The following is an 18,015-nucleotide window of genomic DNA, read 5'->3' as shown; positions in this document are numbered from 1 at the left end:
GGACAGAGCGTCAGGCGACCCGTCGTCGGGACGCCGCGCCGGTCTCGACGAGGGCCTCCGGAACGATCGGCGTGGGTGTCGCTTGGTCCCAGGCACCCGCCGCGCGCAGGATGCCGCGCGCGCCGGAGAGAGTCCCCGGGCGCAGTTCCAGCCCGAGGAAGCGCTCGCGCTCGAACGGACCGGGCATGAACAGCCCCTCCGCGAGCCCGGCCGAGAAGCCGAAGCGCGCGTAGTAGGGCGCGTCCCCCATGAGCAGGACTGCGCCGTGGCCGAGAATATCCGCCCTGCGCAGGGCGGCCCGCGTCAGGATCGAGCCGAGGCCGAGCCCCTGGATGGCCGGATCGACCGCCAGCGGCCCGAGCAGCAGCGCCGGCCGGCGGTGATCCGCCTCCACGTGCCAGAGGCGACAGGTGCCGACGACGAGGCCCTCCTGCTCGGCGATCAACGCGAGGCCTTCGGCGGGAAGCCGGCCCTCGCGCAGACGCTCGGACGTCTTCAGTCGACGCGCTTCGCCGAAGCAGGCATCGAGAAGGTGTTCGCGGGCGACGACGTCACCGGCCACTTCATCACGGATCTGGACCAAGGCCGCACCCTTCCCGAACGTTGGGCAGGCGACGAGACGATCCGTGCAGGCGGGCTGCACGGGGCGGGTGTTGGGGCTGCGATGCCGGACGCCCTCCTTCGAGAGCACCCGGCCGTCGCGTCATGACCTTGAAGAGGTTTAGATGACGTATTGCTGAAGGGGCGGGAAGCCGTTGAACGCCACCGCCGCATAGGTGGTGGTGTAGGCGCCGGCGCCCTCGATCAGCACCTTGTCGCCGATGGAGAGCGACACGGGCAGCGGATACGGCACCTTCTCGTAGAGCACGTCGGCCGAATCGCAGGTCGGGCCGGCGAGCACGCAGGGGGACATGCGGTCCTCGTCGTGCTCGGTGCGGATCGCGTAGCGGATCGATTCGTCCATGGTCTCGGCGAGACCACCGAACTTGCCGATGTCGAGATAGACCCAGCGCACCTCGTCCTCGGCGTCGGACTTCTTCGAGACGAGCACCACCTCGGCCTCGATCATGCCGGCATTGCCGACCATGCCGCGGCCCGGCTCGATGATGGTTTCGGGCATGCGGTTGCCGAAGTGCTTGGTGAGCGCGCGGAAGATCGCGTCGCCGTAGGATTCCACGCCCGGCACCGCCTTGAGGTACTTGGTCGGGAAGCCACCGCCGAGATTGACCATCTGCAGGCTGATGCCGCGCTGGGCGCATTCGGCGAAGATCATGGCGGCGGAGGCGAGCGCGCCGTCCCAGGCGCCGGTGTTGCCCTGCTGCGAACCGACATGGAACGAGACGCCGTAGGCGGTCAGGCCCTGGCGGTAGGCATGCTCCAGCACGTCGACCGCCATCTCGGGCACGCAGCCGAACTTGCGCGACAGAGGCCATTCGGCACCGGCCCCGTCGCAGAGGATGCGGCAGAACACCTGCACGTAGGCGGCATCCACGCCGGCCGCCTCGGCGGCGCGCGAAATCTTCTCGACCTCGGCCTCGCAATCGACGGCGAACAGGCGCACGCCGAGCTTGAGGGCGCGGGTGATGCAGCGCTCCTTCTTGATGGTGTTGCCGAAGGAGACGCGGTCTGCGGTGGCGCCGGCGGCGAGCGCCATCTCGACCTCGACCACCGAGGCGGTGTCGAAGCACGAGCCCATCTCGGCGAGGAGACGCAGAACTTCCGGCGCCGGGTTCGCCTTCACGGCGTAGAACACGCGGGTGTCGGGGAGCGCGCGACTGAACGCCGTGTAGTTGTCCCGCACGACCTCGAGGTCGAGCACCATCACCGGGCCCTCGTCCTGGCCCATGTCGCGGCGTGCGCGCAGGAAATCGCGGATACGATCGGTCATGGTCGTTCCAACCCACAGGTTCGCGAGCGCCCTCACGCGGGGCGCGCTGTCGAATGTCTGGACGACGTGAGCCGTCCGGCGTCTGGGGGCGCTGCGACGCGTCGCGCGGCGTGCTTTGGAGACACGACGTCGAACGCGGGCGCGAGAGCACCCGGAAGCTGCCTTGGATTGGAAGGGAGATCCCCACCGCACGCCGGGCAAAGAGAAACAAGCCTCTTCGGTGCCGGCCTTTGGAGGGCCGACGAGACCAAAAAAGCCCGTTCGTCGTTGCTTTAAGCTGCGTCCCCCGTGGAGAGCGGGGTTCGCCGGTTTCGCCTCCGGCTGCCGGTTGTTGTCGGGGTCCGGTGTCGCCACCTGGATGCCGGCCGGAGGGAATCCACCCTGTCGACCATCGATCCTTTAAGACCCCTGGCGGCTGTCCGGCAGTTGGCCGGATGCCCACCAACCGACACGCGGCCACAGGCACGTGCGAAATTGGGCAAGGCGGATATACGGTCAGGGTATTCCGGCGACAAGGGAAAATCGTGTTTTTCGGGTGCGATATCCCCGCACGGTCCGGCATGTTGCACAAACGTCGCGCCGGGCCCGGCACGCCCCTTCCCAACGGCCGGCGAACCGGCCATCTAGCGCACGGTTCTCAAGAGTGGGCGGGTCCCGGGCGCATGACAGAACTCAACCGGCGCAACCTCGTCCAGGCCCTGGCGGGGGCCGCCCTCCTCGGCGGCCCCTACACGGCGCAGGCTCAGGAGGGGCGTCCCACCACCCCGTTCGGCTTCGCCGACGTGGAGCGCCGGGCGCGGGACCTCGCCAAGGTCGCGTACGACCCGCGGATTCCGGCTCTGCCGGCGCCGATCGCCAAGCTCGACTACGATGCTTGGCGGGACATCCGCTTCAAACCCGAGAAGGCGTTCCTCGGTGAGGGAAGTCCGTTCCGGCTCCAGCTCTTCCACCTCGGCTTTCTCTATACGCGCCCGGTGACGGTGAACCTCGTGCGCGGCGGCGTGGCGACGCCGATCGCCTATCAGTCGAGCCTCTACGACATGGGGCGCACCAAGCTCGACAAGGCGCTGCCGGTCGATCTCGGCTTCGCGGGCCTGCGCATCCACGCGCCGCTCAACAAGCCGAACCTCCTCGACGAACTCATCGTCTTCCTGGGGGCGAGCTACTACCGCTTCCTCGGCCGCGACCAGCTCTACGGCCTCTCGGCCCGGGGACTCGCCGTCAATGTCGAGGGCAAGGGCGGCCCGGAGGAATTTCCGGTCTTCCGGGAGTTCTGGGTCGGCGTGCCGGAGAAGACCGACGCCGCCCTGGTGATCCACGCGCTCCTCGACGGTCCCTCGCTCACCGGCGCCTACCAGTTCACGGTGATGCCAGGCGACGAGACCAGCGTGGCGGTGCGCACGACCCTGATCCCCCGGGTGGACCTCGCGACGGTGGGCCTCGCACCCCTGACCTCGATGTTCTTCATCGGCGAGAACGACCGCCGCCACGCCGACGATTACCGGCCGGAACTGCACGATTCGGACGGGCTCCAGATGGCGGCGGGCAGCGGCGAATGGCTCTGGCGGCCCCTGCACGACCCGCGCGAACGGCGCATCTCGTCCTTCGCCGACCGCGACCCGAAGGGGTTCGGCCTGATGCAGCGCGACCGCCGCTTCGAGTCCTACCAGGATCTCGAGGCGTCCTACGACCGCCGGCCCGGCTACTTCGTGGAGCCGGACGGCGCCTGGGGCGAAGGCGCGGTGATGCTGATGGAGCTGCCCACCGACACGGAGACCAACGACAACGTGGTCGCGTGCTGGCGTCCGGCGAGCACCTATCCGGCGGGCACGCCGGTCTCCCTGTCCTACCGGGTCCGCGCGGTCGGCGGCGCGGCGCTCCATCCCGGAGGACATGTGGTCAACACCTTCAGCGTCGCCCCGGTGGCGAGCGGCACCGCCAAGGCCGAGGAGGCGAAGGGCGGCCTGACCCGGCGCTTCCTCGTGGATTTCGCCGGCGGCGACCTCGACTATTTCCGCGCCGATCCGAGCCGCGTGGAGGTGGTGGCGACCACCTCGTCCGGCCGGATCACCGCCACCTCGGTGGCGCCGAACCCGCACGTCCGGGGCCTGCGCGCGGCGCTCGACGTGACCCTGGAGGCGCCGGGCCAGTCGACCGACCTGCGCCTCTTCCTGCGCGCCTCCGGCCGCGCCCTCTCCGAGACCTGGGTCTACCCCTGGACCGCTTCGTGAGCGCGACCTCGATCAGGCCCGATCCGGCGCCGGTGGTGGAGATCCGCCCGGCGACGCTCGCCGACCTCGACGCGCTGGTGGCCCTCGAACATGCCGCCTTCGTCGGCGACCGGGCCGAGCGGCGGGCGATCCGTCACGCGATCCGTTCGGCCAGCATGTCGCTCCTCGTGGCGATCACCAGCGACGAGTCGGGTCAGGCGACCCTCGTGGGCTCCGCCACCCTGGAGCGCCGGCGTGGCAGCCGCGCGGCGCGCCTGTCGTCCATCGCGGTCTCGCCGGCCCGGTCGGGCCTCGGCCTCGGCAGCCTCGTCCTCGACGCCGCCGAGGCCGAGGCCCGCGCCCATGGCTGCACACGCCTGCGCCTCGAAGTCCGCGCCGACAACGGCGCCGGCATCCGCCTCTACGAGCGGCGCGGCTACAACTGCTTCGCCGTCATCCCGGACTACTACGAGGACGGGATGGAAGCCTGGCGCTACGTGAAGACGCTCTGAGCCGATTCATGGCCGGTCAGGTCGGCCGGCTCGGCTTGCCCGAATCCGGTCCCTCAGGCCTTGCCCACGTAGCGGTCGCGCCCCGCCCCCAGACTGCACAGGAACGCGCCGGCCGCGATGGCGCAGAACAGGACCGTCGATGCGGTCCAGGTGCCCGTGAGATCGTGGACCAACCCGAAGCTCAAGGGACCGAGGGACGCCACGGTGTAGCCGACGCTCTGCGACATCGCCGCGAGGTTGCCCGCCGCGCCGGGATCGCGGGCGCGCAGAACGATGATGGTCAGGCCCAGGCCGAACAGGCCGCCGAGGCCGGCGCCGAGCGCCATGCCGATCGGGAGCGCCCAGGCGAGCGGGCCGTAGACCAGGGCGACCAGCGACAGGATGCAGAGGCCGAGCAGGCCGGCGGCGAAGCCGCGCTGGTCGCGCACGCGGGCCGCGAAGGACGGCACCAGGAGTGCCGCCGGGGCCTGACCGATGCTCATGAGCGAGGACACGAAGCCGGCATCGATCGCGCTCAAGCCCCGGTTGTGCAGAACCAGGGGCAGCCAGCCGAACATGATGTAGGCCAGCGACGATTGCAGGCCCATGAAGCCCGTGACCTGCCAGGCCAGAGGATCGCGCCACAGGCTTCGGGGCCGGGCCGCGCCGGCCACGGTCTCCCGCGCCTTGGCAAATGGAAGCCAAGCCAGCGTCGCGAGCACGGCCGGGACCGCCCAAAGCGCGAGGGCCGTGGGCCAGCCGCCGAGCCGGTCGGCGAGGGGCACGGACAGGCCGGCGCCTGCGGCCGCCCCGAGGCAGAGCACCATGGTGTAGAGGCCGGTGACCACGCCGGTCTGGCCGGGAAAGTCGCGCTTGACGAGGCCGGGCAGCAGCACCCCGGAGAGGCCGATCCCGAAGGCCGCCAAGCAGGCGCCGACGAAGAGCGGCGCCGTGCCCCCGAAGCCACGCAGGCCCGAGCCGAGGGCGACGATCGCCACGGAGAGGAGCACGCCGCGATCCGCGCCGAGTCGCCGGATGACCAGAGGGCCGAGGGTGCAGGCGAGTCCGATGCAGAGCACCGGCAGGGTAGTGAGGAACGCCACCCCGGCGGCGGTGAGCCCCGTCTCGGCGCGGATGCGCTCCAGGAGCGGCCCCACGGTGGTCAGGGCCGGGCGCATGTTGAAGGCGACCAGCATGATGCCGAGGCCGAGGAGGATCGGCCGGCGCGTCTGCGAGGGCAAGGGATTCATGCGCTTCGCCGCCGTGCCGCAAGGGTCCAGAGCAGCGCGCCCGCCCAGGCCAGGGCGAAGGGAAGGTCTCCGAAGCGCGCGTAGGGCGTCTGGCCCGGGATGCGCGCCGGCAGGCCCGCATCCAGCACCCCCTCGACGCCGAGGGGCAGGCTCGCGGTGACCCGGCCATACGGGTCCACCACGGCGGAGATGCCGGTATTGGCGTCACGCACCAGGGGCAGGCCCTCCTCGACGGCGCGCAGACGCGCCTGCGCGAGGTGCTGGCGCGGCCCCGGCGTGTCGCCGAACCAGGCGTCGTTGGTGAGGTTGAGGATCAGCCCCGGCACGGGCGGGGGCCCGCTCGGCGTCGGGCCCGGCACGATGGCGCCGGGGAAGATCGCCTCGTAGCAAATCGTGGCCGCCACCGGCGGCAGTCCCGGCACCGTCATGATGCGCTGGGTCTCGCGGTTGCCCGCCGTGAAGCCGCCCGGAATGGACACGAACTGCCGGATGCGCAGGGCCCGCAGAGTCGCGTCGAGGGGACCCGGCAGGTACTCGCCGAAGGGCACGAGGTGGACCTTGTCGTAGACGTCGCCGAGCTTCGGCCCGGCCGTGATGGTCAGGATGCTGTTGAAGAAGCGCGGCGCCTCCCCCGGCACCGGCGTTTCCATGCGCGCCGCCCCGGTGATGAGCTGCTTGCCGGCCGGAAAGGCCGCGGCGATCCGGGCGAGCGATTCGGGATCGCGCTGAATCAGGAACGGGAAGGCCGATTCCGGCCAGATCACGTGGGTCACATCGGCGATGCCGGTACGGTCCGGCGCAGCGGCCCGGTCGCTCAGTTCGAGGTAGCGATCGAGGATGTCCTGCCGGTTCTCGGGGCGGAACTTGGCGTCCTGATTCAGGTTCGGCTGCACGAGACGCAGGCGCACCCCCGCCACGTTCGGCGTCGGGGCCGCCGGCAGGCGCCAAGCCCCCAGGCCGGTCAGCGCCGCGAGGGCCAGGGCGGCGAGGACGAGGGGGCCGTAGCGGCCCCGCGCGGTCTCGGCCATCGCCAGTGTCGCCGGCGCGGCCGCGATGACGATCGCCAGGAGGGTCAGGCCGTAGAGCCCGAACAAAGCCGCCCCCTGCATCGGCCAGAGATTCTGGCCGAGCGCCATGCCGAGGGTGTTCCAGGGAAAGCCGGTGAACAGGTGCCCGCGCAGCCACTCGCCGGCGGAGAGCCCGACGCCGAGGGCAAGGATGCGGGCTGCCCCCCGCGTCCAGAGCAGGCGCGCTAGGGCGAAACTGGCCGCGTAGAACAGCGCCAGGACCGCCGGCAGCCCGAGAACGCCGAGGGGCAGCGCCCACAGGAATTCGTCCGCCTCCACGAGGAAGGGCGAGCCGAGCCACCACAGGCCGGCGGTGAGGTAGCCGAAGCCCCAGGCCCAGCCGATCAGCGCGGCGGCGCCGACCGCACCGCGGTTCCCGCGCCGGCCGGTGGCGGCGCCATCGAGCAGCCACACCGCGACGCCGAGGGAGACCACGAGGGCGGGGAACAGTCCGAAGGGGGGCATCGCCAGGGCGCCGAGGGCGCCGGCCGCCATCGCCACGGCGATGCGCCGCCAGCCGGCGGTGAGCATCACCCACTGGGCGAGGGCGGCGAGCGGCCCCGTCGCGGGACCGCGCGCGGCGCGGTCCGCGAGGGTCTGGGTCATCGTAGGTCCGTCAAGGCGCGGGCGCTTCGGCGGAGGGCGTCGGCGGGGGCAGCGCCAGGGGCACCACGGCGGTGATGCGGGCATCCCCGCGCTGCAGGCGCAGGCGCTTCACCCGGCGCGGATCGGCGTCCAGCACCTCGAACTCGAGGTTGCCCGGTCCGCTGATGAGTTCGCCGCGCGAGGGCACGCGACCCGCCAGGGTCACGATGAGGCCGCCGATCGTGTCGATCTCCTCGGCCATCTCGCCCACCGCCGCCACGAGATCGACCCCGCTCGCCGCCGAGACCTCGGCAAGGCCCGCGCGGGCATCGGCCACGAAGACCTCGCCCTCACCCTCGACCCGCTGGACCAGGTGGCCTTCGGCCACGTCGTGCTCGTCCTCGATGTCGCCCACCACCATCTCGACGAGATCCTCGATCGAGATCAGCCCGTCGGTGCCGCCGTACTCGTCGATGACGAGGGCCATGTGGGTGCGCGTCGCCTGCATGCGCACGAGGAGGTCGATCGCCGGCATGGAGGGCGGCACGAACAGCACGGGCCGCTGGATGCGCGTCGCCGCGAGGGTGGCGGAGAGGTCGACATGGGCGAGGTTGAGGCTGCGCAGCGCCCGAGCGCCCCGGCGAACCCGCGTCGGGGCCGGTGCCGGAGGCGGCGCCTCGCCCTCCCCGGCCGCCCCGACGCGGCGGGCGCCGGCCTCGGCCCGGGCGGCGATGTGATCGACGAAGTCCCGGATGTGGACCATGCCGCGCGGATCGTCGAGGGTCTCGCCGTAGACCGGCAGCCGCGAGTGGCCGGCGGTGCGGAACAGACGCATCAGGTCACCGAGGCTGGTGTCCATCGAGACGGCGACGATATCGGCGCGGGGGATCATGACGTCGTCCACCCGCACCTTGTGCAGGCCGAGGACGTTCTTGAGCATGGCGCGCTCGAGGGGCGAGAAGGCGTTCTCGCCGGTATCGGGCTCGGCCAGCGCGCCCTCGATGTCGTCGCGCAGCGAATCGCGCGGTCGCAGATGGAAGACGTGCAGGAGGCGGTCGTACCAGGGCTCGCGGGCCTGGGGTTCACCGTCACCGGAACTGGGCGCGGCCTGGGCCGCGCCGCGACTTCGATCGTTCGTCATGTCTCTCTGATCTGGGAATCGGAATGGGGTCGCCGCTCGGCCGGCTCAGGCCTCGGCCGCGTAGGGGTCGGGCACGCCGAGGGTCCGGAGGGCCTCGATTTCGAGCGCCTCCATCGCGTCGGCCTCGGCCTCGCCGGTCTCGTGGTCCTGGCCGAGAAGGTGAAGGGTGCCATGGACAAGGAGATGCGCGAGATGGTCACTGAGCGGCTTCGACTGCTCGGCACTCTCGCGCAGCATTGTGTCATACGCAAGAACGACATCGCCGAGTGGCCGCGCCATGCCCGGTTGAAGGGGCTGCTCGGCCGCCGGAAACGACAGCACGTTCGTGGGCTTGTCCTTGCCGCGCCAGGTCCGGTTCAGGTCCTGGACGGTGGCGTCGTCCGCGAGGAGCACGCTGACTTCGAGGGCGCCCCGAGGCGAATCCGGCGCCGCGGCGAGGCCCGCCTCGACGGCGCGAATCACGAACGCCTCGAGGTCCGGCGCCACGCCCTCCCAGCGCGGATCCTCGATCGCCACGTCGATCTCGGCCTCGGCCGTCCGCACCGGGGCGCTCACGACAGGGGCCTGCGCCGGGACGGCGGGCCGCGGTCCGCATCGGGCTCCCCGTGCGAGGCCGCCTCGTAGGCGGTGACGATGCGGCGCACGAGATCGTGGCGCACCACGTCCACGTCGCGGAAGGTGACGCGGCCGATGCCCTCGACCCCGTCGAGGACGCGCACGGCCTCGACCAGCCCGGATTTCTGGCCCGGCGGCAGATCGATCTGGCTCGGGTCGCCCGTGATGATCATGCGGGAGTTCTCGCCCAGCCGGGTGAGGAACATCTTCATCTGCATCGAGGTCGTGTTCTGGGCCTCGTCGAGCAACACCACGGCATTGGTGAGCGTGCGCCCGCGCATGAAGGCAAGCGGGGCGATCTCGATGATCCCGGTCTGGAGGCTGCGGTCGACGTGGCGCGATTCCATGAAGTCGTAGAGCGCGTCGTAGATCGGGCGCAGGTAGGGATCGACCTTCTCGCGCATGTCGCCGGGCAGGAAGCCGAGGCGCTCGCCGGCCTCCACGGCGGGGCGTGACAGGATCAAGCGCTCCACATGGCCCTGCTCCAGCAGGGAAACCGCGTGACCGACCGCAAGCCAGGTCTTGCCGGTGCCGGCCGGGCCTTCGGCGAAGACGAGTTCGTGGCTGCGCAGGGCCTTGATGTAGGAATCCTGCGCCGCGTTCCGGGCCCGCACGGCTCCGCGCTTGCGAGTGGCGATCTGGTCGAATACCGCCCGGTCCGGTTCTGCGCTGACCTCGGCGGCTGGGAACAGGTTGCCCTGCTGCGTCGTCTCCTGGATCGCCCCGTCGACATCGCCGAGGGTGAGGGGCAGACCGCTCGCCCGCACCCGCGCATAGAGGCGCTCGAAGACCTTGCGGGCTTTCTCCGCCGCCTCGACGCCGCCCTTGACCACGAGGTGGTTGCCCAGCGCCGTGGCGGTGACGCCGAGGCGCCGCTCGATATGGGCGACGTTCTGGTCGTACTGCCCGAAGACCAGGCTGGCGAGGCGGTTGTCGTCGAAGGTGAGGGAGACCTCCTCGGTCTCGATCAGCCCCCCGGCGCGCGCCGCCGGGCCGCGCCCGCGCAAGGGCCCGCCGCGTCCACTCGATCCTTCAGATCCCGGCACGCCATTGTCCTTCATTCGCTGATCACGCTCGCGGCCGGCACGCGGCCTGCGCCCGGTGAAGGTGCTGAGATCGGAATTCGTTGCGCGCCGTCCAGTCGCCGCCCGGCGCGGCGTATCGCCCGGCCCCCGCGAGGCACGGGCTCACGCGGCCGCCGCATCGGCGGTTTCGCCCCGCAGCACGGCCTCGCCGAACAGGCTGTTCGAGCCGGCCCGCACGACGCGCACCGGCACCAGGGTGCCGATGGTCGAGGCGGGCGCGTCGAACTGCACCGGCAAGAGGTGGGGCGTCTTGCCCGCGACCTGGCCGGGATGGCGCCCAGCCTTCTCCACCAGGACTCCCACCACCGTGCCGACGGCGGACGCGTTGAAGGCGTGGCGCTGCGCGTCGAGGAGGGCCTGAAGCGCGGCGAGGCGCTCCGACTTCACCGCCTCCGGCACGGCGTCGGCGCTCTCGGCCGCCGGGGTGCCGGGGCGGGGGCTGTACTTGAACGAGAAGGCGCTGGCGAAGCCGATGTCGCGCACCAGCCGCATCGTGTCCGCGAACTCCGCGTCGGTCTCGCCGGGGAACCCGACGATGAAGTCCGACGACAGGGCGATGTCGGGCCGGGCCGCGCGCACCCGCTCGATGATCCGCCGATAGGCGTCGCCGGTATGCTTCCGGTTCATCGCCTTCAGCACGCGGTCCGAGCCGGACTGCACCGGCAGGTGCAGGTAGGGCATCAGTGCCGGGATCGTGCCATGGGCCGCGATGAGGTCGTCGTCCATGTCGTTGGGATGGCTGGTGGTGTAGCGCAGGCGCAGTATGCCCGGCAGGCGCTCCAATTCGCGCATCAGCACCGGCAGGGTGGCGCTGGCACCGTCACGCCCGAGGCCGTGATAGGCGTTCACGTTCTGGCCGATCAGCGTGATCTCGCGGACACCGCCGCGTACCAGCTTCTCCGCCTCGGCCAGGATCGCGTCCACCGAGCGCGAGACCTCCGCGCCGCGGGTATAGGGCACGACGCAGAAGGCGCAGAACTTGTCGCAGCCCTCCTGCACCGTGAGGAAGGCCGTGACCCCGTGGGTGCGCCGCGCGGGCAGGTGATCGAACTTGTCCTCCACCGGAAACTCGGTGTCGACCACGCGCTTGGTGGCCGAGCGGGCGAGCAGGTCCGGCAGGCGGTGATAGTTCTGGGGGCCGACCACAACGTCGACGGTGGGCGCCCGGGCCAGGATCTCGGCGCCCTCGGCCTGGGCGACGCAGCCCGCCACCACGATCCGGGTGTCACGGCCGGCCTGCGCCCGCTCGCCTTTCAGAACGCGCAGGCGGCCGAGTTCGGAATAGACCTTGTCGGCGGCCTTCTCGCGGATGTGGCAGGTGTTGAGGATGACGACGTCCGCCTCCTCCACCGCGTCGGTCGCCGCGTAGCCCTCGGCGCCGAGCACGTCCGCCATCCGCGCGGCGTCGTAGGCGTTCATCTGGCAGCCGTAGGATTTGACGAAGGCTTTCTTCAACAGTCCGGTTCCGCAGGTGGGGCGAGGCGCCCGCCCTTAGCACGGATCTGCGGCCGCGTCGCGAGGGTGTGATGGTCCGTGATCGCCCGGTATCGTGCCCCCAGCATATGAAGGTCTCAGATATTTTTGCTACTGCGAAAAATATGTTGCCGGCCGGTTTGATCGTTCTTACTTTTCGCCTCCATGACGACGATATGGGACGAGGCGAAGCGAACAGCGAACCTCGCCACGCATGGTTACGATTTTGCGGATTTCGACACGCATTTCGATGGCGAAACCGCCCTGATACGTCCGAGCCGGAACGGCCGCGATCGGTATCTCCTCATCGGAGATTGGAATGGCGAGCGTGTCGTGGCCATCGTTGTTTCACCGCTGGGTACCGAGGCGCTGTCCTTGGTCAGCCTGCGCACCGCAAGTCCCCCGGAGAGGGCCGCCTATGACCGACACCGCACCGGAAAAGGATCCCCGCGCCTCGGGCTATTCCCAGGCGGATTGGGATGATGTGTCCGACAATCCGGAACTGTCCGAGGCGGAGATCGCCGAGCTGCGGCCAGCCCGCGACCTGCCCGAGATCTACGATCTGCTCCCGAAGCGAGGGCGCGGTCGCCCGAAGAGCCCAGATGCCAAGGTCAACCTGACGCTGCGCATCGAACCTGCGTTGCTGGAGGCTTACAAGGCCAGGGGGTCAGGCTGGCAGGTGCGGATGCAGGAGGCCCTGGCGTCGTTCCTACGCGCAGACACGGGATCATTGACGGGAGGGGGTCGGTCCAAGGGGACTGGCCGGAAACGCGCGAACCACGCCAGTCCGAAATCCGACTGATCCAGCCGCCGATCTGCCTTCAGTGCAATGTCAGGCTCGCGTCGGGCACCGCCGCGCCGGCCTCCGCCTTACCGAGGGGGCGTCCGCTCCAGACCGGCCCGATCGGTGGCCGTCCCGTCGTTCCGCGCTGCACGGCCTCGCGCACGCAGGCCTCGGCGAGCGCCGTGGCGCGCTTGCGGTCGGTGCCGGCCTCGACGGCGATCGGCGCCCCCCAGACCACGTGGATGTCGAGGGGGCCGCCCGCCAGGAAGGCGGCGAGGTGGGGGGCCAGATCCATGTCGCCGTACCAAGCCACCTCCGGCCGCTCGATGCGGGTGACGGGCAGGCCGTTGCGGCGCGGATAGGTGATCGCGAGGGGCTGCAGGCGGATGCGGTCCGGTCCGCCGCCCTCCCCCGCCACGGCCGCGCGGGCGGCGCCGACCAGCGAGGAGCGGAAGGGCAGCAGCCGGGTGCCGTCCCCCGTGGTGCCCTCGGCGAAGAGAACGATCAGATCGCCCTGGGACAGGCGCTGCGCCACCGCGGCGTTGACGTTGGCCGTGTCGGCCCGGCGCGCCCGGTCGATGAAGACCGTGCGCTGGAGGCGCGCCAGGGTGCCGACCACCGGCCAGCCGGCGATCTCCGACTTCGCCACGAAGGAGAGCGGCCGCAGGGAGCCCAGCACGATGATGTCGAGCCAGGAGACGTGATTCGAGAGCACCAGCGCCGGCTCCCCGGCCTCCGGCGGCGTCCCGCTCTGGGTGATGCGCAGGCCGAACAGGCCGATGAAGACACGGTGGAAGAGGACCGGTGTCCAGGAAGCGATCCGTCCGCGTCCGAAGCGCAGGCTGAGCAGGTGCGGCCCGACGACGACGAGGAAGGCGAGCGCGCAGAAGATCAGGCGCAGGAAAGTCCCGAGGCGGGTCATCGGCGCCTCGGTCTCAGCCGCACCGGCTCACGCCAGCACCGCCGTCATGGTCAGCGCGGTCGCCCGGGTACCGTCGGCGCGGGCATAATAGCCCGTGCGCTCGCCCACCTGCCGGAAGCCGTGCCGGGCATAGAGCTTCTGGGCCGGCAGATTGCCCTGGTCGACCTCGAGATGCACCGTGCGGATGCCGGCCTGGACGAGGTGTTCCAGGTGCGCCGAAACGAGCTTGTGCGAGAGGCCGCCGCCGCGCGCGCCCGGCGCCAGCACGACGGTGAGGATCTCGGCCTCGTCCGCCGCCTTGCGCGAGAGCACGAAGCCCTGGATGGCGCCGTTCTTCCACAGGGCGTGGGCCTCGGTGGAGCGCTCGCACAGCATGCGTTCGAATTCGTGGGCGTCCCAGGGGCGGGCGAAGGCCGTGGCGTGGATGCGCGCCAGGGCCCGCGCCTGCCCGGAATCGCGCAGCAGCGTCACGTAGGGCGCGGTGCCCCAGGCCTCCCACCAGGCGGACCAGACCTCGAACGGCCAGAACGGCGTCAGCGGACGGGTCATCGGCGGGCGAGCCTCGCGTGATCCTGCGGCTGGGCGTCGGGGCCGCGCAGGTAGAGGGGACGGGCAAGGGCCTGGGCCGGATCGGCGAGCATGCCGAGGGACGCGATCCAGGCGATCTCGGCGGCACCGGTGCCGGCGACCTCCACGGTCAGGCCGCGCGCCTTCAAGGCGGCGGCGATGGCCGGCGCGCCGGAGCCCACCAGGGTCACGGTGCCGTCGAGCATCGCGGCGGCCTCCGCGACGGGCACGTGGCTCGGCGGCACCACGATGCCGTCGGTCATGCTCATGGCCTGGAGGTAGACGGCGCCGTGGCGGGCATCGATGGCGGCGGCGATGAGGCCTTCGCCGTTGAGGGCGAGGAGCGGGGCGAGGAGCGCCGAGAGGGTGGTGACGCCGACCACCGGGATTCCTGTGGCCAGCCCGATCGCGCGGGCCGCCGAGAGCCCGACGCGCAAGCCCGTATAGCTGCCCGGCCCCACCGTGACGGCGACCCGGTCCAACGCCTCGAACCCGCCCGTGACCCGTGACACCACGCGCTCGATCATCGGCAGCAGCGCCTCCGCATGCCCACGCCCGAGGATCATCGACTCGTGCGCGAGGAGATCGTCGGTGGCATCCGAGGCGATGCAGACGGAACAGGCGTCGAGCGCCGTGTCGATGGCGAGGATACGCAAACTCACTCCCGGTCGTGCGGCACCCCCGGGCGCGCAGGCCCCCGGGAGGGCGTCAGCCTAGGACAAAAATGGCCGCTCCGTCAGGGCGGAGCGGCCATCGTGGAGAAATTCGGGCGGCCCTGTTGCGAGATTGCGTCAAGGCACGCCGGCGTGAGGCCCGCAGCTCAGATCGCCTGGACTTCGCGGATCTCCGGCAGGAAGTGGCGGAACAGGTTCTGCACGCCGTGGCGCAGCGTGGCGGTGGAGGACGGGCAGCCCGAGCAGGCGCCCTTCATCTCCAGGTAGACCACCCCCTCCTTGTAACCCCGGAAGGTGATGTCGCCGCCATCGCTGGCCACCGCCGGCCGCACGCGGGTCTCGAGCAGGTCCTTGATGGTCTCGACGGTCTCGATGTCGGCCGGATCGAAGAACTCCTCAGCGTCCTCGCTGCCGGCGACGTGGCCTTCGGCTAGCACCGGGGCGCCGGACTGGAAGTGCTCCATGATGGCGCCGAGCACCGCCGGCTTCACCTGCGGCCAGAGGTTGTCGTCCTCGGCCTTGGTGACGGAGATGAAGTCGTGCCCGAGATAGACGCCGCTGACGCCGGGCACGTCGAACAGACGGCTCGCGAGCGGCGAGCGGGCGGCGGCCTCGGCATCGCGCGCCTCGAAGGTGCCGTCGGTGAGCACCACCCGGCCGGGCAGGAACTTCAGGGTGGCGGGGTTGGGGGTGGCTTCGGTCTGGATGAACATCGCTGGCAAGTTCCTCGTCCGCTGCGCCGGTTCAAGGCCGGCCGGGAATGGCGCCGGGATGGCCCGCCGCCGCCTCTCATGTGGACCGGAACGCCGTTTTTCTCAACCGCGCGGGCCGCGCAGGACGCGTGCCAGGAACCTCCGGGCCATTGTTGGACAAGCGGCCGCGTCTCGTGTAAGGCCCGCCTCAATTCAAAACAGGATGCCGAAATCCTGACGCACGCGATCCCATCCGGGGATCTCGGGCGCGCACCGGCAGGACATACCCTATGAACATCATCCAGCAGCTCGAGCAGGAGCAGATCGCTTCGCTCGGCAAGACCATCCCCGATTTCCAGCCCGGCGACACCGTCACGGTGAACGTGAAGGTCAAGGAAGGCGAGCGCACCCGTGTGCAGGCCTACGAAGGCGTCTGCATCGGCCGGTCCGGCGGCGGACTCAACGAGAGCTTCACCGTCCGCAAGATCTCCTACGGCGAGGGTGTCGAGCGCGTGTTCCCGCTCTACTCGCCGCTGATCGACTCGATCGCCGTCGTTCGTCGCGGCAAGGTGCGTCGCGCCAAGCTGTACTACCTGCGCGACCGTCGCGGTAAGTCCGCCCGCATCGTCGAGCGTGCCGATCGTCCCGCCGAGAAGGCCGCCAAGGCCGACGCCTCGAAGGCGAACAAGGACGCCCGCAAGGCCGAGAAGGCCGCCAAGAGCGCCGCGAAGACCGCCGCCGCCGAGTAATTCCCCCGGGGCCTCGGGCGCGGTTCTCCGCGCACGAGGCGTCCGGTCTTTCGAGCCCATCCGGGAAACCGGATGGGCTTTTTGTTTGCCCCACGGGCACGGGCCGCGCGGGTCCGCAGAACGCAAGAAGCCCCGCAGGGTCGTGGACCCTGCGGGGCTTCTTCGTGATCGAACCCGAGGGTTACTCGGCAGCGATGCTGTGGGCCTGGCTGCCGTCCGTGTAGGTCTCGGCCTGGAGGCGCTTGCCCGGGGCGGCGCGGCCCGGCAGCGCCGGCAGGGCTCGAGCCTTCTCAAGGTCGATGCCCGCACCCTCGGCGACGCGGCGGCCGTAATCCTCATCCGCATGCAGGAAGTGCCAGACCATCCGCAGCTGGATGGGCTCCGGGCACTGCTTCATGTCGCCGACGAGGTTGGCGATCAGGTCGTCGCGCTCCCAATCCTGGAACGAACGGTAGCGCACGCCGGCCTGGGTGTAGTCGTCCTCGGTCCGCGAGGTCTGGTAACGGCCGAGGTTGCCCTGCACCGGCTGGTGGTAGTCCTTCGCGGGCTTCGGCGCCTCGCGCAGGCCCTCGGCGAGCGTCGAGGGCTCATAGTTGATGTGGCGGTTCGGGCCGGTGCCGTCGACGCCGAAGGTCATCTGGCCGTCGCGCTGGTTCGAGTAGACCTTCACGCCTGCTTGAGGCGCATTGATCGGCAGTTGGAGGTAGTTGGCGCCGACGCGGTAGCGCTGCGTGTCCGAGTAGGACAGCGTGCGCCCCTGGAGCATCTTGTCGTCCGAGAAGTCGATGCCGTCCACGAGGACGCCGGTTCCGAAGGCCGACTGCTCGACTTCCGCGAAGAAGTTGTCCGGCACGCGGTCGAGCACCATGCGGCCCACCGGCAGGAGCGGGAAGTCCTCCACCGGCCACAGCTTGGTGTCGTCGAGGGGATCGAACGACAGGTGGTCGTTCGGGCCATCGGGCATGATCTGCACGCAGAACTCCCACTCGGGGAAGTTGCCCTTGGAGATGTTGTCGTAGAGGTCACGGGTGGCGTGGCCCACGTCCTTGGCCTGGATCTCGGAGGCCTGGGCCGAGGTCAGGTTGCGGATGCCTTGCTTGGGCTCCCAGTGGAACTTGCAGAGCACGGCCTCACCCTGGTCGTTGACCAGCTTGTAGGTGTTGACGCCCGAGCCCTCCATCTCGCGATAGTTGGCGGGAATGCCCCAGGGCGACTTCAGGTGGGTCACCATGTGGATCGCTTCGGGGTGCTGGGCCACGAAGTCGAAGAAGCGCCATGCCTCCTGACGGTTCGTCACCGGGTCCGGCTTGAACGCGTGGATCATGTCGGGGAACTTGATCGCGTCGCGGATGAAGAAGACCTTGAGGTTGTTGCCGACCAGATCCCAGTTGCCGTCGACGGTCTTAAACTTCACCGCGAAGCCGCGCGGGTCACGCTCGGTCTCAGGCGACTCCTTGGCGCCGGCCACGGTCGAGAAGCGCACGAACATCGGCGTCTTCACGCCGGTCTCGTTGAGGACGCGGGCGCGGGTGTACTTGGAGGCCGGCTCGTTGCCGATCTTGCCATAGGCCTCGAAGTAGCCGTGCGCACCGGCGCCGCGGGCATGCACCACGCGCTCGGGAATCCGCTCACGGTCGAAATGGGTGATCTTCTCGATGAACTGGTAGTTCTCAAGGGTCGCCGGGCCGCGCTCGCCAACCGTGCGGGTGCTCTGGTTGTCGCGAACCGGATGGCCCTGGCGGGTGGTGAGAATCGGGCGCTGATCGCTCATGCGGTGCTCTCTCGCTCGGATAGGGCCGACGCGGCGGTGGCCGCGTCCAGA

At 70.4% G+C, this 18,015-nt stretch carries 18 protein-coding genes; 5 read left to right on the top strand and 13 right to left on the bottom strand.

Features of this window, described 5'->3' with window-relative positions; genetic code table 11:
* Positions 1 to 10: 10 nt before the first annotated feature.
* Positions 11 to 583, bottom strand: coding sequence for a GNAT family N-acetyltransferase (locus MKK58_RS25940; RefSeq protein ID WP_243915815.1), 573 nt, complete (start codon positions 581 to 583; stop codon positions 11 to 13).
* A 138-nt stretch (positions 584 to 721) separates the two neighbouring features.
* Positions 722 to 1,888 carry a type III PLP-dependent enzyme gene (locus MKK58_RS25935; protein WP_243915814.1) on the bottom strand — a complete coding sequence of 389 codons (1,167 nt, stop codon included), beginning with the start codon at positions 1,886 to 1,888 and terminating at the stop codon, positions 722 to 724.
* 662 nt (positions 1,889 to 2,550) lie between these two features.
* On the opposite strand from MKK58_RS25935, the gene MKK58_RS25930 reads away from it, so the two are divergent.
* Together MKK58_RS25930 and MKK58_RS25925 are read left to right on the top strand one after the other, a co-directional pair.
* A complete protein-coding gene (locus MKK58_RS25930; RefSeq protein ID WP_243915813.1) occupies positions 2,551 to 4,119 on the top strand; it encodes a glucan biosynthesis protein G in 1,569 nt (522 codons plus the stop codon).
* The gene (locus MKK58_RS25925; protein ID WP_243915812.1) at positions 4,116 to 4,610 is read left to right on the top strand and encodes a GNAT family N-acetyltransferase; all 495 of its coding nucleotides are present in this window, start codon (positions 4,116 to 4,118) and stop codon (positions 4,608 to 4,610) included. The genes MKK58_RS25930 and MKK58_RS25925 overlap by 4 nt, the downstream gene beginning before the upstream one ends.
* 53 nt (positions 4,611 to 4,663) lie before the next feature.
* On the opposite strand, the gene MKK58_RS25920 is transcribed toward MKK58_RS25925, so the two are convergent.
* From MKK58_RS25920 to miaB, 6 genes are all read right to left on the bottom strand, one after another.
* On the bottom strand, positions 4,664 to 5,839 hold the full coding sequence (locus tag MKK58_RS25920) for a CynX/NimT family MFS transporter (protein WP_243915811.1): 1,176 nt from the start codon (positions 5,837 to 5,839) through the stop codon (positions 4,664 to 4,666).
* Positions 5,836 to 7,512 (bottom strand): apolipoprotein N-acyltransferase, encoded by a 1,677-nt coding sequence (gene lnt, locus MKK58_RS25915; RefSeq protein ID WP_243915810.1) that lies wholly within the window; start codon positions 7,510 to 7,512, stop codon positions 5,836 to 5,838. Before lnt ends, MKK58_RS25920 begins: the two co-directional genes overlap by 4 nt.
* A 10-nt stretch (positions 7,513 to 7,522) precedes the next feature.
* Positions 7,523 to 8,632 carry a hemolysin family protein gene (locus MKK58_RS25910; protein WP_243915809.1) on the bottom strand — a complete coding sequence of 370 codons (1,110 nt, stop codon included), beginning with the start codon at positions 8,630 to 8,632 and terminating at the stop codon, positions 7,523 to 7,525.
* A gap of 45 nt (positions 8,633 to 8,677) precedes the next feature.
* Positions 8,678 to 9,187, bottom strand: coding sequence for an rRNA maturation RNase YbeY (ybeY, locus tag MKK58_RS25905; protein ID WP_243915808.1), 510 nt, complete (start codon positions 9,185 to 9,187; stop codon positions 8,678 to 8,680).
* A complete protein-coding gene (locus MKK58_RS25900; RefSeq protein WP_279578563.1) occupies positions 9,184 to 10,308 on the bottom strand; it encodes a PhoH family protein in 1,125 nt (374 codons plus the stop codon). The genes ybeY and MKK58_RS25900 overlap by 4 nt, the downstream gene beginning before the upstream one ends.
* A 126-nt stretch (positions 10,309 to 10,434) precedes the next feature.
* A complete protein-coding gene (gene miaB, locus MKK58_RS25895) occupies positions 10,435 to 11,787 on the bottom strand; it encodes a tRNA (N6-isopentenyl adenosine(37)-C2)-methylthiotransferase MiaB (protein WP_243915806.1) in 1,353 nt (450 codons plus the stop codon).
* 183 nt (positions 11,788 to 11,970) lie between these two features.
* Here miaB and MKK58_RS25890 point away from each other — a divergent pair, with 183 nt between their 5' ends.
* Together MKK58_RS25890 and MKK58_RS25885 are read left to right on the top strand one after the other, a co-directional pair.
* Positions 11,971 to 12,288: a BrnT family toxin gene (locus MKK58_RS25890; protein WP_243915805.1), complete on the top strand. Its 318-nt coding sequence runs from the start codon at positions 11,971 to 11,973 to the stop codon at positions 12,286 to 12,288.
* Entirely contained in the window at positions 12,224 to 12,607 is a 384-nt protein-coding gene (locus MKK58_RS25885; protein ID WP_243915804.1) for a BrnA antitoxin family protein, read from the top strand. Before MKK58_RS25890 ends, MKK58_RS25885 begins: the two co-directional genes overlap by 65 nt.
* A 19-nt stretch (positions 12,608 to 12,626) precedes the next feature.
* Here MKK58_RS25885 and MKK58_RS25880 read toward each other — a convergent pair whose 3' ends face one another.
* From MKK58_RS25880 to MKK58_RS25865, 4 genes are all read right to left on the bottom strand, one after another.
* Positions 12,627 to 13,511 (bottom strand): lysophospholipid acyltransferase family protein, encoded by an 885-nt coding sequence (locus MKK58_RS25880; RefSeq protein WP_243915803.1) that lies wholly within the window; start codon positions 13,509 to 13,511, stop codon positions 12,627 to 12,629.
* Positions 13,512 to 13,538: 27 nt separating this feature from the next.
* Complete coding sequence (locus MKK58_RS25875) at positions 13,539 to 14,060, bottom strand: GNAT family N-acetyltransferase (protein WP_243915802.1); 522 nt, start codon at positions 14,058 to 14,060, stop codon at positions 13,539 to 13,541.
* Positions 14,057 to 14,734 (bottom strand): tRNA (adenosine(37)-N6)-threonylcarbamoyltransferase complex dimerization subunit type 1 TsaB, encoded by a 678-nt coding sequence (gene tsaB, locus MKK58_RS25870; protein WP_243915845.1) that lies wholly within the window; start codon positions 14,732 to 14,734, stop codon positions 14,057 to 14,059. Before tsaB ends, MKK58_RS25875 begins: the two co-directional genes overlap by 4 nt.
* 164 nt (positions 14,735 to 14,898) lie before the next feature.
* A complete protein-coding gene (locus MKK58_RS25865; RefSeq protein WP_243915801.1) occupies positions 14,899 to 15,465 on the bottom strand; it encodes a NifU family protein in 567 nt (188 codons plus the stop codon).
* Positions 15,466 to 15,734: 269 nt separating this feature from the next.
* Between MKK58_RS25865 and rplS the strand changes: the two genes are divergently transcribed.
* Positions 15,735 to 16,193 carry a 50S ribosomal protein L19 gene (gene rplS / locus MKK58_RS25860; protein ID WP_238280035.1) on the top strand — a complete coding sequence of 153 codons (459 nt, stop codon included), beginning with the start codon at positions 15,735 to 15,737 and terminating at the stop codon, positions 16,191 to 16,193.
* Positions 16,194 to 16,374: 181 nt separating this feature from the next.
* Here rplS and MKK58_RS25855 read toward each other — a convergent pair whose 3' ends face one another.
* Positions 16,375 to 17,964: a catalase gene (locus tag MKK58_RS25855; RefSeq protein ID WP_243915800.1), complete on the bottom strand. Its 1,590-nt coding sequence runs from the start codon at positions 17,962 to 17,964 to the stop codon at positions 16,375 to 16,377.
* Between the last annotated feature and the right edge of the window lie 51 nt (positions 17,965 to 18,015).

The organism is Methylobacterium sp. J-078 (genome assembly GCF_022829285.1).
GTDB lineage: Bacteria > Pseudomonadota > Alphaproteobacteria > Rhizobiales > Beijerinckiaceae > Methylobacterium.
Note: the sequence above shows the minus strand (reverse complement) of the source record. Positions and strands in the feature narration are given on the sequence as shown.

What these genes read in the sequence shown, in the direction of transcription:
- MKK58_RS25935 (WP_243915814.1), bottom strand. Translation starts at nt 1,888, where the DNA reads ATGACCGATCGTATCCGCGATTTCCTGCGCGCACGCCGCGACATGGGC.
- MKK58_RS25930 (WP_243915813.1), top strand. Translation starts at nt 2,551, where the DNA reads ATGACAGAACTCAACCGGCGCAACCTCGTCCAGGCCCTGGCGGGGGCC.
- MKK58_RS25920 (WP_243915811.1), bottom strand. Translation starts at nt 5,839, where the DNA reads ATGAATCCCTTGCCCTCGCAGACGCGCCGGCCGATCCTCCTCGGCCTC.
- lnt (WP_243915810.1), bottom strand. Translation starts at nt 7,512, where the DNA reads ATGACCCAGACCCTCGCGGACCGCGCCGCGCGCGGTCCCGCGACGGGG.
- MKK58_RS25910 (WP_243915809.1), bottom strand. Translation starts at nt 8,632, where the DNA reads ATGACGAACGATCGAAGTCGCGGCGCGGCCCAGGCCGCGCCCAGTTCC.
- MKK58_RS25900 (WP_279578563.1), bottom strand. Translation starts at nt 10,308, where the DNA reads ATGAAGGACAATGGCGTGCCGGGATCTGAAGGATCGAGTGGACGCGGC.
- MKK58_RS25890 (WP_243915805.1), top strand. Translation starts at nt 11,971, where the DNA reads ATGACGACGATATGGGACGAGGCGAAGCGAACAGCGAACCTCGCCACG.
- MKK58_RS25885 (WP_243915804.1), top strand. Translation starts at nt 12,224, where the DNA reads ATGACCGACACCGCACCGGAAAAGGATCCCCGCGCCTCGGGCTATTCC.
- MKK58_RS25880 (WP_243915803.1), bottom strand. Translation starts at nt 13,511, where the DNA reads ATGACCCGCCTCGGGACTTTCCTGCGCCTGATCTTCTGCGCGCTCGCC.
- MKK58_RS25875 (WP_243915802.1), bottom strand. Translation starts at nt 14,060, where the DNA reads ATGACCCGTCCGCTGACGCCGTTCTGGCCGTTCGAGGTCTGGTCCGCC.
- MKK58_RS25865 (WP_243915801.1), bottom strand. Translation starts at nt 15,465, where the DNA reads ATGTTCATCCAGACCGAAGCCACCCCCAACCCCGCCACCCTGAAGTTC.
- rplS (WP_238280035.1), top strand. Translation starts at nt 15,735, where the DNA reads ATGAACATCATCCAGCAGCTCGAGCAGGAGCAGATCGCTTCGCTCGGC.
- MKK58_RS25855 (WP_243915800.1), bottom strand. Translation starts at nt 17,964, where the DNA reads ATGAGCGATCAGCGCCCGATTCTCACCACCCGCCAGGGCCATCCGGTT.